Origin of the sequence: Streptomyces sp. RGM 3693 (assembly GCF_050471125.1) — a bacterium.
Classification (GTDB): Bacteria; Actinomycetota; Actinomycetes; order Streptomycetales; family Streptomycetaceae; genus Streptomyces.
The window spans coordinates 787,779-800,884 of record NZ_JBMPPQ010000003.1; the positions used below are offsets into that span (position 1 = coordinate 787,779).

General features: G+C 71.7%; 7 protein-coding genes. All 7 read left to right on the forward strand.

Features of this window, described 5'->3' with window-relative positions; genetic code table 11:
* Nucleotides 1–14 precede the first annotated feature (14 nt).
* The 7 genes from ACO0M4_RS32210 (at nucleotide 15) to ACO0M4_RS32240 (ending at nucleotide 13,041) form a co-directional block, all read left to right on the forward strand.
* The gene (locus tag ACO0M4_RS32210; RefSeq protein ID WP_430374607.1) at nucleotides 15–1,667 is read left to right on the forward strand and encodes a hypothetical protein; all 1,653 of its coding nucleotides are present in this window, start codon (nucleotides 15–17) and stop codon (nucleotides 1,665–1,667) included.
* Between the two features lie 249 nt (nucleotides 1,668–1,916).
* A complete protein-coding gene (locus tag ACO0M4_RS32215) occupies nucleotides 1,917–3,578 on the forward strand; it encodes a GMC oxidoreductase (RefSeq protein ID WP_430374608.1) in 1,662 nt (553 codons plus the stop codon).
* A gap of 182 nt (nucleotides 3,579–3,760) precedes the next feature.
* Entirely contained in the window at nucleotides 3,761–5,149 is a 1,389-nt protein-coding gene (locus tag ACO0M4_RS32220; protein WP_430374609.1) for a glycosyltransferase, read from the forward strand.
* A gap of 56 nt (nucleotides 5,150–5,205) precedes the next feature.
* Entirely contained in the window at nucleotides 5,206–6,264 is a 1,059-nt protein-coding gene (locus ACO0M4_RS32225) for a DegT/DnrJ/EryC1/StrS family aminotransferase (RefSeq protein ID WP_430374610.1), read from the forward strand.
* Between the two features lie 30 nt (nucleotides 6,265–6,294).
* Nucleotides 6,295–7,470: a cytochrome P450 gene (locus ACO0M4_RS32230; protein ID WP_430374611.1), complete on the forward strand. Its 1,176-nt coding sequence runs from the start codon at nucleotides 6,295–6,297 to the stop codon at nucleotides 7,468–7,470.
* A gap of 92 nt (nucleotides 7,471–7,562) precedes the next feature.
* Nucleotides 7,563–7,754 (forward strand): ferredoxin, encoded by a 192-nt coding sequence (locus tag ACO0M4_RS32235; RefSeq protein WP_351475334.1) that lies wholly within the window; start codon nucleotides 7,563–7,565, stop codon nucleotides 7,752–7,754.
* A 64-nt stretch (nucleotides 7,755–7,818) separates the two neighbouring features.
* Nucleotides 7,819–13,041, forward strand: a complete 5,223-nt coding sequence (locus ACO0M4_RS32240; protein WP_430374612.1) for a beta-ketoacyl synthase N-terminal-like domain-containing protein — start codon at nucleotides 7,819–7,821, stop codon at nucleotides 13,039–13,041.
* Nucleotides 13,042–13,106: the final 65 nt, after the last annotated feature.

Here is a 13,106-nt window from a genome sequence, read left to right on the forward strand (position 1 = left end):
CCCCCGGGGAAGTGATGATCCCAGCGCACGGTCTCCCCCGCATCACCGTCGAGTGCGCGGCCACCATCGCCCTCTACCGATGTGTGCTCGCGCCCACGGCCCGCCGGTGCGCCAGGCGCCTGGGCGCGGGCCTCTTCCCGGGCGGGGCGCTGAACGGCACCCACCCCGAGCGGCCGGCACGCCGCGCGGACGTCGTTCGGGTCGCCCTGCTCCTCACCCCGCTCACCGCTCTCGCGTTCGCGTGCGGCCGCACCCCGGCCGGGGGCGTCGCGCTGCTGTCCCCGACCGCCCTGGCGATCCTGCTCTGGAAGCACCTCTCGGCCGACTACGACGCGGCCCGCGAGCTGAGTTGGCAGCGGGCGGACCGGATCGCCGGTGCCCTGCTCGGCGTCGCGGCGCTGGTCTGGCCGGCCCTGTCGTACCCGGCCGCGGTCGCGGTCTGCGGCCGGCTGGGCGGCTGGACGCATCACTCCAAGGCGTGTGTACGCGTCGTCAAGGTGTCCTTCGGCTGGTCCCTGGTCGGCGCCGGGTACGACGCGCTGGCCGGCCCGCAGCCGACGGACAGTACGGCCGGGTTGCTGATGCTGCTCGGCCTGGTCCACCTGTCGCACTACGTGGTGCCCGCGCGGAGCAAGGTGAGACTGGGCCCGCGGCCGTGGTCCTGGATCACCGACAACCGGACCGAGTTGCTCATCGCCGCGGCCTACGCCCGTGGCTGGGCCCGTTGCCTGTCCGAACCGGCCGCGGCCCGCATCATCGGAGCCCTGGCCCCCTTCACCGTCGGGCTCAATGCGGCCACCCTCGCCGTCGAGGGCATGGGCCTGGTGGCCTACGCGAACCGCTGGCTGCTCCTGGCGGCCGTCGTCGGGGCCGTGCTGTTCAACCTGGCCGTCGCGGTGGCCTCGGGGCTGCTGTTCTGGGAGCACATCACCCTCGGCGTGGTACTGGCGGTGCTGCTCCTGCGGGCTCCGGCGCCGGTGCAGGCCGAGATGTACGGGTGGGGACCGTGGCTCCTCAGCGTCGCCGTAATGGCCCTGGTGCTCCGCGGAGTGGCCTGGCGTCCGACCGAACTGGGCTGGTGGGACACGCCGTTCACGGCCCGGGTGTACTGGTGCGCCCGGACCCGACCCGGCCACACCGTCGGCCTCTACAACGACTTCATGCGCCCCTTCGACCGGGAGTACGGACGGTCCGTCGGCAATCCGTTGGCGACCGAGCCCGTCCTCACCTTCGCCATGGGAGGCGTACGGGATCCCGTATTGCGCGATCGGCTGCTCGCCCTGGGCTCCGACGGCGAAGCGCTGCCGGACCTCAAGTCCCGCTACGGGACGTGCCGTTGGGACGGGTCTTACCGGGAGCGGCACATCCGGTACCTCGCGCGTCTCGTCGCCCGGATCAACGCCGACGTCGCCAAGAACCCGTTGCCGCGGGCCCTGCGCTGGCTCAGGGCACCGGGCAGCCACTACTACTACTGGGGCGACCTGCCCGGCTACCGGCCGCACCACGGCCCCATCACCACCGTCCAGGTGCGCTATCGGGAGGTCTACTTCCACTCCGGCTCCCGTACCTTCGTCCGCCTGCGCGACGAGGTGCTCTTCGACATCGCCGTCCCGCCGACCGACGGCGGACCACCCGCCGGCCTGGACGACGAGGTCGAACCACGTTGAGCACGCGCCCGGTCGCACGCCGTTTTCCCGCCAACTGCCTGCTGGGGTAGCCGGCACGGTCTGGAGGGGCGGCGCATTGTATCCGGTAAAGGGCCGTCATACTTCTGGCATTTCCCGCAGTCTTTCGTGATCAGGATGGGGGCGCGCGGCGGCTCGGGCTGATGGACGGCCCGCGATTCCCACCGGGACGGCCCCGCGGATCAGCCCTGCGGGGAAAAGTCCTGTCGGCGAAGGCCAGGTACCCTCAACGTGTTCGAGAACCAGCAGAACCAGCATCTGTCACGACGGCGTCTGCTCGGGCTGGCGGCCCTCGGTGGCGCCGCCGCCGCCGGAATGACCACGATCACCGCCGCCCCCCGCGCCACGGCCGCCGAACGGCAGAGTGCGCAGGCCGGCAACGGCACGTTCGTACCGGCTGTGGTGATCGGTACGGGATACGGCGCCGCGGTCTCCGCGCTGCGGCTCGGCGAGGCCGGAATTCCGACGCTCATGCTCGAAATGGGCCAGCTGTGGAACAAGCCCGCGGACGACGACAACATCTTCTGCGGAATGCTCAAGCCCGACCGCCGCTCAAGCTGGTTCAAGTCGCGCACCGAGGCCCCGCTCGGCTCGTTCCTGTGGCTGGACGTGATCAACCGGGACATCACCCCGTACGCGGGCGTGCTGGACAAGGTGCACTTCGATCAGATGTCGGTGTACGTCGGGCGGGGTGTCGGCGGCGGCTCGCTGGTCAACGGCGGCATGGCGGTCGTACCGAAGCGCACCTACTTCGAGGAGGTGCTGCCGCAGGTGGACGCCTCACAGATGTACGAGCAGTACTTCCCGCGCGCCAACTCCATGCTCAAGGTGAACCACATCGACAAGGGCTGGTTCGAGGACACGGAGTGGTACAAGTTCGCGCGGGTCTCGCGCGAACAGGCGGCGAAGGCGGGCCTGAGCACCACCTTCGTCCCCAACGTCTACGACTTCGACTACATGCGACGCGAGGCGGCCGGTGAGGTGCCCAAGTCCGCGCTGGCGGGCGAGGTCATCTACGGCAACAACCACGGCAAGCAGAGCCTGGACAAGACCTACTTGGCCGCCGCGCTCGGCACCGGCAAGGTCACCATCGAGACCCTGCACCAGGTGAAGGCGATCCAGCAGCAGCCGGACAGCAGCTACGTACTGTCCGTGGACCAGATCGACGCCGACGGGAAGGTCGTCGCCCACAAGGAGATCGCCTGCCGCCACCTGTTCCTCGGCGCCGGCAGCCTCGGCTCCACCGAGCTGCTGGTGCGCGCCCGGGACACCGGCGCGCTGCCCCGTCTCAACTCCGAGGTCGGCGCGGGCTGGGGCCCCAACGGCAACATCATGACCGGCCGGGCCAACCACGTCTGGAACCCCACCGGTGCCCACCAGTCGTCGATCCCCTCGCTCGGCATCGATGACTGGGACAACCCCACAGCCCCGGTCTTCGCGGAGATCGCGCCGATGCCGGCCGGCCTGGAGACCTGGGTCAGCCTCTATCTGGCGATCACGAAGAACCCCGAGCGCGGCACCTTCGTCTACGACAAGGCCAGCGACCGGGCCGTGCTGCGCTGGACCCGGGACCAGAACGCGCCCGCGGTCGACGCGGCGAAGTCGCTCTTCGACCGGATCAACAAGGCCAACACGACGATGTACCGCTACGACCTGTTCGGGCCGCAGCTGAAGAACTTCGCCGACGACTTCTGCTACCACCCGCTCGGCGGCTGCGTCCTGGGCAAGGCGACCGACGGGTACGGCCGGGTCGCCGGCTACCGCAACCTCTACGTCACGGACGGCGCGCTCATTCCGGGGTCCATCGGAGTCAACCCCTTCGTGACCATCACGGCGCTGGCCGAGCGGAACATCGAGCGGATCATCGCGGAGGACGTCAAGGCCGCGTCCTAGTCGGCGGCGGTCCACGGCGCCGGTCGGCCGCGGACGCCGAAGGGCCGCCCCGCCCGCTCCTGGCCTCCCCCGGGTCTACGGATTTTCCGGTGGTCGGCGTGAGATCAAAGGAGGGTGCGGCCAGCCGAAACGCGCAGGGGCGTGCTCGCCGAACCCCGTATGTCATCGCTGAAAGGGAATCCATGGACTCCGCCCGACGGCCGATCCTTTTCGTCAGCCTTCCGGAGAGTGGGCTGGCAAATCCGTTGCTGGTGCTCGCCGAGGAACTCTCCCGCCGGAACGTGCCGGATCTGTGGTTCGCCACCGACGAGCCGCGGCGCCAGGACGTGAAGAAGATTTCGGTGGGCTCCCCGGTGGAATTCGGCTCGCTGGGGGAGGTCGTCAGCGAGCTGTCGGCGGTGACGTGGAGCGACGAGGTCTATCGGGAGATCACCCAGTCGTCGCGGTTCAAGGCGCATCGCGCGGTGATCAGGCAGTCGTTCGTGCCGGCGGCCCAGGATGCGAAGTTCCGGAAGCTGGCGGCCATCGTCGACGAGGTCCAGCCGGCGTTGATGGTCATCGACTGCATCAGCGGGTTCGCCATCGAGCTGGCCATCTCGCGGGGAATTCCGTTCGTGTTGAGCGTGCCGTTCGCACCGAGCAACGTGCTGACGGCCTTCACGCCCTTCGGGAAGCGGTACACGCCCCGGGGCTTCCCCGTCCCGCACACCGGACTGCCGTACCGCATGACGTTGGCGCAGCAGATCAGCAACCAGCTGTTCAAATGGCGGACCCTGGCGATGTTCCTCACGCCGCGGATGAGCAAGGTCGTCGCGCAGGACACCCGGCGCCGGAAGGCCCACGGGCTGCCGTCGATGAGCCCGATGGAGCGGATCGAGAGCTCCGAGCTGGTGCTGTGCAATTCGATTGCCGAGTTGGACTATCCGGTGCACATTCCGTCGCAGATGCAATTGGTCGGGGCGATGGTGCCGCCCCTGCCGGAGGCGCCGGACGACGAGGAGTTGTCGGCCTGGTTGGACGCGCAGTCCTCGGTGGTCTACGCGGGATTCGGGACGATCACCCGGCTGACCCGGGATCAGGTGAGTTCCATGGTGGAGGTGGTCCGGCGCCTGGAAGGACGGCATCAGGTGCTGTGGAAGCTGCCGTCGGAACAACAGCACCTGTTGCCGCCGAAGGAAACGCTGCCGGGAAATCTGCGCATCGAGAGTTGGGTGCCCTCCCAATTGGACGTCTTGGCGCATCCGAACGTGAAGGTGTTCTTCACGCACGCCGGCGGCAACGGTTACAACGAGGGCATGTATTTCGGAAAGCCGCTGGTGGTCCGACCGTTGTGGGTGGACTGCTACGACCAGGCCGTCCGCGGCCGGGACTTCGGCATCAGTCTGACGCTCGACAAGCCACGGGACATGGACGTCAACGACGTGGTCGACAAGTTGACCCAGGTGCTGGAAACCCCCTCCTTCCGCAAGAACGCGGAGCGGCTCGGTGCTCTGCAGCGGGCGGCGGGCGGTCGGGCGGCAGCCGCCGATCTGATCCTCGGGCTGCCGGTTCTCGCCGGGGCCCAGCAGTGAAGAAGCCCGTGCGCGTGGCGCGGGCGTGGGGAAATACGAAGAGGATGAGGTAGCGGATGTCGTTCACATATCCCGTTTCCCGACCCGCGTTGAACGGACGCGAGCTGGAATACCTGACCGCCACGGTCGAGGACGGGTGGATATCGTCGCAGGGGCCGATGGTAAGGCGCTTCGAGCATGCCTTCGCCGAGTACAACGGGATCGCGCACGGCGTGGCCTGTTCGTCCGGAACGACCGCACTGACGTTGGCACTTCGGGCCCTGGGCGTCGGTCCGGGCGACGAGGTGATCGTCCCGGAGTTCACGATGGTGGCCTCGGCGTGGGCGGTGACGTACACCGGTGCGACGCCGGTCTTCGTCGACTGCGGGGACGACCTCAACATCGACGTCTCCCGCATCGAGGAGAAGATCACGTCGCGGACGAAGGTCATCATGCCCGTCCACGTCTACGGGCGGCGTTGCGACATGGACGCCATCATGGACATCGCGTTCCAGTACAACCTGAAGGTCGTGGAGGACAGTGCCGAGGCGCACGGCGTCCGGCCGACCGGGGACATCGCCTGTTATTCGCTGTTCGCCAACAAGATCATCACTTCCGGTGAGGGAGGCATCTGCCTCACCGACGACCCCAAACTCGCGGACCAGATCGCGCACCTGCGGGCCATGGCCTTCACCAAGGACCACAGCTTCCTGCACAAGAAGGTCGCGTACAACTACCGCATCACGGCCATGCAGGCCGCCGTGGCCCTGGCGCAGACCGAGCGCCTCGACGAGATCCTCGAACTGCGCCGCAGGATCGAGAAGCGCTACGACGAGGGACTGGCCGACGTCCCCGGAATCACGTTGATGCCCCCGCGGGACGTGCTGTGGATGTACGACCTCCGGGCGGAACGCCGGGCGGAACTCCAGGCGTTCCTGGCCGACCACTCCATCGAGACCCGGCTCTTCTTCAAGCCGATGAGCCGGCAGCCCATGTACTTCGACCCTAACTGGCCGTCGCTCAAGGCCAGCGAGTTCGCCGAGGACGGGCTCTACCTGCCCACGCACACCGATCTGTCCCCTGACGACCAGGACTTCATCGTCGGCAAGATCCGCGCCTTCTACGGCGTCGGCTGATCGGCCCCGCCGCAGAGAGGAATTCCGTTCATGACGCACTCGGACCCGATGGTGGTCGACTTCCCCACCCGCAAACCCGGCGTGCCCTTCCCGCCGCCCGACTACGGCGGGTACCGCGAGCACGAGGGACTGGTCCTCTCCCGCCTGTCCAATGGCGCCCGGGCGTGGCTGGTCACCCGGCACGAGGACGTGCGCGCCGTGCTGACCGACCCGAGGATCAGCTCCAACCCCTCGCACAAGGGCTTCCCCAACGTCGGAACGGTGGGCGTGCCCACGCAGGAGCAGATCCCCGGCTGGTTCGTGGGGTTGGACTCCCCCGAGCATGACCGGTTCCGCAAGGCCCTCATCCCCGAGTTCACCGTGCGGCGGATCCGGGGGTTGCGCCCGGCGATCGAGCGCACGGTGGACGAGCGGCTCGACGCGATGCTGGCCGCGGGCAACTCCGCCGACCTCGTTGCGGACTACGCCCTGCCCGTGCCCTCCCTGGTGATCTCGACACTGCTCGGCGTGCCGCCCTCCGACCGCGACTTCTTCGAGTCCCGGACCCGCACCCTGGTCTCGCTCCGCGCCTCGACCGACGCGCAGCGCGAGACCGCCGTCAAGGAGCTGCTGCGCTACATCAAGCGGCTGGTCGGCATCAAGCAGAAGTGGCCGGGCGACGACCTCATCAGCCGGCTGCTGGCCGCCGGTTCGATCGCGCCGCACGAGCTGTCGGGCGTGCTGATGCTGCTGCTCATCGCCGGCCACGAGACCACGGCCAACAACATCGCGCTGGGCGTCGTCACCCTGCTGGCGAACCCCGAGTGGATCGGTGACGACCGGGCGGTGGAGGAGACCCTGCGCTTCCACTCGGTCGCCGACATCGTGTCCCTGCGGGTGGCCGTCGAGGACGTCGAGATCGCCGGGCAGCTCATCAAGGCGGGCGACGGCATCGTGCCCCTGATCGCCGCGGCCAACCACGACACGAGCGCCTTCGAGTGCCCGCACATGTTCGACCCCGCCCGGAGCGCCCGCCACCACGTGGCGTTCGGCTACGGCATCCATCAGTGCCTGGGGCAGAACCTGGTGCGCGTCGAGATGGAGATCGCCTACCGCAAGCTCTTCGAGCGCATTCCCGACATCCAACTGGCCACGCCCGACGAGGGCTTGAGCATCAAGTACGACGGCGTGCTCTACGGCCTGGAGCAGCTTCCCGTCCGCTGGTAGGCACGTCCCGCCAGCGGAAGGCCCAGTACCGTCCACCCGGCGCGCCAGCGGCCGCCGGTGGACCCCGATCCCCTTGCAGGAGAGACATCGGCATGCGTATCACCATCGATTCGGACCGCTGCGTGGGCGCGGGCCAGTGCGTGCTGTCCGCGCCACAGGTCTTCGATCAGGACGAGGACGGGATCGTCAGCCTGCTCGCCGCGCCCGGCGCCGACGAGGCGGCCAAGGTCCGCATCGCCGCGGCGTTGTGCCCCTCCGGGGCGATCACCGCACACGAGGGCTGACGCCCGCACGGGCGATCCACCTTCCGGATCCCCGACCGACGCACGTGCTCGACATCCGGGAGAGATGGTGCCCGTCCACACCGATGACTATGTGATCGACCCGCCGTCCGACGGCGCTGGTGCCTCGGGGGGCCGCACGCTCCCCGAGGTGTTCGCCTCCGCGGTGGCGGCCGCCCCCGACGCGGTGGCCCTCGTCGACGGGGACCGCTCCTGGACGTGGGCCGAGTGGCGGGCGGACGTCGACGCGCTGGCCCGCGGGCTCCAGGAGTCGGACGTCGCGCCCGGCGACGTGGTGGCGGTGCGGCTGCCGAACTGCTGGGAGTTGCAGACCCTGCACCTGGCGGTCGCGGCCGTCGGCGCGGTGCTGCTGCCCCTGCACCAGGGCACCTCGACGGGTGAGACGCGCGCGTTGCTGACCCGCGCGGAGCCCGTCCTCCTCGTCCTGTCGGGCGCGGCGGACGAGGGCTCGGCGACGGCCCGTTCGCTGCTGGACGGCGTGCCGTCGCTGCGCGGGGTGTTGCTGACCGGCGGGGCGACGACCGGCGGCGAGGAGCCGCGGGTCGGGACGCTGGACGGGCTGCTGGCGGCCTGGGCGGGCAGCGGGCCCCGGCCGATGGAGGTCACCCCCGACCTCCCGTTCGTCCTGGTCCCGTCGTCCGGAACGGCCTCGGCGCGGCCCAAGCTGTGTCTGCACAGCCACGACGGTCTGCTGTCGCACACCGCGGCCGTGACCGCCGAGGCCGCCGACGCCTTCTCCGGCACGGTCCTCACGGCCTGCCCGATGACGCATCTGTTCGGCCTCCAGGCCGTGCACGCGGCGCTGTCCGCCGCCTGCCGCCAGGTCGTGCTCACCGACTGGGACGCGGACCGCTTCCTGGCCCTGGCCCGGGAGCACGACCCGCGCGTCGTCTTCGCCGTGCCCACGCAACTGTGGGACGTCGTCGGCCGGTTGGAGTCGTCCGAGGGGCCGGCGGGGTTCGCCCCCCGCCAGGTGCGTACGGCGGGCGCCGCGGTCGCGCCCGCGCTCGCCGGGCGGGTGCGGGCGGCCCTCGACTGCGAACTGGTCGTGGTGTGGGGGATGTCCGAGATCGGCACCGGCACCAGCACCCGGGCGCAGGACCCCGACGGCAGTGTCGGCGGCCCGGTCGCCGGCGTGGAGCTGCGGACCGTCGACGCGCACGGTGCGGTGTGCGCGGCGGGCGAGACCGGGGAGCTCCAGTACCGGGGGCCCGGACTGTTCCGCGGTTACTTCCGCGAGCCGGAGCTGACCCGCGCGGCCCTCACCGACGACGGGTGGCTGCGGACCGGTGACCTCGCCGCCGTCGACGCGGACGGCGTGGTGGTGCTGCACGGCCGGACCGCCGAGTTGATCAACACGGCGGGCCGGAAGTTCGCCGCCCCGGAGGTCGAGGGGTGGCTCGCGGGCCTCACCGGCCTGGGCCCACTGGCCGTGGTCGCAGCGCCGGACGACCGGCTGGGGCAGTATCCCTGCCTGGTCGTGACCGAGGAGGCGGACCGCGCCCTCGGCCTGGGCGAGGTGACCGCGTTCCTGCGGGGACTGGGGGTGGCCGAGCACAAGATCCCCGTCGAACTGGTCACGGTGCGCGCGCTCCCCCGCTCCCCCGCCGGGAAGCTCGACCGGCAACGGCTCACGCAGCTGCTCGCCGACGGTGCGGCGCCGCCCGTGTCGGCCCGTCCCGGCGCCGTCCCCCCGGCCACCGTCGAGGAGGCCCTGGACCTCGTGCGGGACTGCGTCGGGCGGGTGCTCGGGGAGGACGGCGCCGCGGTTCCGTTCGCGCCCGACACGGACTTCCGCCGGCTCGGCCTCGACTCGCTCCGTTCGGTACGGCTGCGGAGCCTGCTGTGCGAGGCGACCGGGCTGCCGCTGCCGGCCACCCTGGCCTTCGACCGTCCCGATCCGCGCGCCGTCGCCCACGTACTGGTCCAGCAGGAGGACCGGCTCCGGCCGGCCGCACGGGGGGTGCCGGCCGAAGGTGCCGACCCGGTGGCGATCGTCGGCATGGCCTGTCGGTTGCCCGGCCGGGCCGACTCCCCCGAGGCGCTGTGGGACCTCTTGGCCGGCGGGACCGATGCGATGTCCCCGTTCCCGGACGACCGGGGCTGGGACCTGGAGCGGCTCTTCGACGAGGACCCGGACCGCCCCGGGACCTCGTACGCCCGCGAAGGGGGCTTCCTGGACGACGCGGGCGACTTCGACGCGGGCTTCTTCGGCCTGTCCGACCAGGAGGCGACGGCGACCGACCCGCAGCAGCGACTGCTCCTGGAGGCCGCCTGGGAGACGTTCGAGCGGGCGGGCATCGACCCGCGGTCCCTCAAGGGCAGCCGCACCGGCGTGTTCACCGGGGCGATGGACCGCGGCTACGGCGCGCAGGCGTCCGCCGTGCCCCGCGCCTGGGAGAGCATGCTGATCACCGGTGCTTCCGCCAGTGCGATCTCGGGACGCATCGCCTACACCTACGGGCTCGAAGGCCCCGCGCTGACGGTCGACACCGCCTCCTCGTCGTCGCTCGTCGCCCTGCACCTGGCGTGCCGGTCCCTGCGGTCGGGCGAGACCGACCTGGCGCTGGCCGGCGGCGTCACCGTGATGGCGAATCCGACGCCCTTCGCGCACTTCTCCCGGTTGCGGGCGCTGTCCCCCGACTCCCGCGCCATGGCGTACGCGGACTCCGCGAACGGCTCCGCTTGGTCGGAGGGTGCCGGGCTGCTCCTGCTGGAGCGGCTGAGCGACGCCCGGCGCAACGGACACCGGGTCCTGGCCCTGGTGCGGGGGTCCGCCGTGAACCAGGACGGTGCCTCCAACGGGCTGACCGCACCGAGCGGCCCGGCGCAGCAGCGCGTCATCCGCGAGGCGCTGGCCGACGCCGGGCTGCTGCCGCAGGACGTGGACGCCGTGGAGGGGCACGGCACCGGCACCCCGCTGGGCGACCCCATCGAGGCGCAGGCCCTGCTGGCCACCTACGGCCGGGAGCGGCCGGCGCAACGGCCGCTGTGGCTGGGGTCGGTGAAGTCGAACGTCGGTCACACGCAGGCCGCCGCCGGCGTCGTCGGCGTCATCAAGACCGTGCTCGCGCTGCACCACGGCGTGCTGCCCAGGACCCTGCACGTCGACGTGCCCTCGACCAAGGTCGACTGGTCCGCCGGTTCGGTACGGCTGCTGACCGAGGCCCGGCCCTGGCTGCCGGACGACGGAGCGACCCGGCGGGCGGGCGTGTCCTCGTTCGGGCTCACCGGCACCAACGCACACGTGATCGTCGAGGAGCCGCCGGCCGCCGCGGCGCAGGCGTCGCCCGGTGGGGTGCCGGAGACGGCACCGGACGGGGGCGCGGCGACCGCGGCCACGGAGCCGATGGGTGACCCGGCCGTGCCGTGGGTGCTGTCCGCCCGGAGTCCGGCGGCGCTGCGCGCGCAGGCGCGGCGGCTGGCCGAACACGTTGCCGCCGACCCCGCGCTGCGCGCCCAGGACGTCGCCCACGCCCTGGCCACCACGCGTGCCGTGCACCGGCACCGGGCCGTCGTCAGCGGCACCGAGCGGGCCCAACTGCTGTCCGCGGCGGACCGGTTCGGGCGGGGCGAGGGCTCTTCGGGAGTCACTTTGCACGACGCCGATCCGGGCGGCCTGGCCTTCGTGTTCTCCGGGCAGGGCAGCCAGCGCAGCGGCATGGGGCGCGAGGCCGCCGAGGCGTTCCCCGTCTTCGGGCGGGCCCTGCGCGAGGTCTGTGCCGCGCTGGACCCGCTGCTGGACCGGCCGCTGACCCCGGTGATGTGGGCGGCGCCCGACTCCGACGAGGCGGCCCTCCTCGACGACACGACCTACACGCAGCCGGCGCTGTTCGCCGTCCAGGTCGCCCTGTACCGGCAGTTCGAGTCGTGGGGCGTGGTCCCCGACCACCTGGTGGGGCACTCGATCGGCGAGATCTCCGCCGCCCACGTGGCGGGCGTGCTCGGGCTGCGGGACGCGTGCACCCTGGTGGCGGCCCGGAGCCGGCTGATGGGCTCGCTGCCGCCCGGGGGCGCGATGGTGGCGGTGCGCATCACGGAGGACGAGGTACTGCCGTGGCTCGCCGACGTGACGGACTCGGTGGCGGTCGCGGCCGTGAACGGTCCGCACTCCCTGGTGCTCTCGGGCGCCGAGGCGCCGCTCCTCGCCCTCACCGACCGGCTGGCGGCCGCCGGCCACAAGACCCGGCGGCTCACGGTGAGCACCGCGCCGCACTCGCCACTGATGGAACCCATGCTGGCCGCGTTCCGCGAGGTCGTCGGGACGCTGTCGTTCGCCGCGCCCGCCGTGCCGCTCGTCTCCACCGTCACCGGCCGGCCGTTCACCGAGGCGGAGGCGCGGGACCCGGAGCACTGGGTGCGGCACGTGCGGCAGTCCGTGCGGTTCCGGGACGGGATCGACCACCTCCTGGACGCGCGCGTCACCGGATTCCTGGAGTTGGGCGCCGAGCCGGCGCTCACGCCGATGATCGACGAGTGCCTGGAGTCGGGTGACCCGCAGCTGGCGGCCGCCGTGCTGCCGAGCCTGCGCGGTGGGGCGTCGGAGCGGCAGGCTCTGCTCACCGCGGTCGCCCGGCTGCACGCCCACGGCGTCGCGGTCGACTGGGACGCGGTACTCCCCGGGGCCCGGACCGTGCCGCTGCCCACGTACGCGTTCCAGCGGCGGCGGTTCTGGCTGGCGCCGGTGCCCGTGGGCCCGGTGGACCGCGCTGCCGAGGCGGCGGACGCCGTGTCGGCCGGTGACGCGGCGGCCGGTGCGGAGCCGTCGGGGCTGGCGTCCCGCGTGGCCGGTCTCGACGACGCCGAGCAGGACGCGCTCGTGCTGGCCCTGGTGCTCGCGGAGACCTCGGCCGTGCTGGGCGGCGAGGAGCTGTCCGCCGAGCACGGCAACCGTACGTTCAAGGAGTTGGGCGTCAACTCGGTCAACGCCGTCGAACTGCGCAACCGCCTGATCGCGGCCACCGAACTGCGGCTGCCCGCCACGCTCGTCTACGACTACCCCAAGCCGCTCGCCGTGGTCCGCCTCGTGCGCGAACGCCTCGCACCGCCAAACGCCCCCGGTCGCGATGTGGCCGCGCTCGTCGGCGAGTTGCACGCCCTGCTCACGGCCGGCGCGGAGGTGCCGCAGGAGGCGATGGCGCGGCTGAAGGCGGTGACGGCCGGGGCGCGGGGGGCGGACGGCGGTACCGACCCCGGCTCGGACGCGGCGCTGGACCTGGATTCGGCCAGCGACGAGGACCTGTTCCGCCTGATGGACGCGGAGGGCTGACGGGCAGGTGGGTCCGGATGGCCTCCGGGCGCCCACCACCATGGACGGACGCCGGGGTTTGCGGC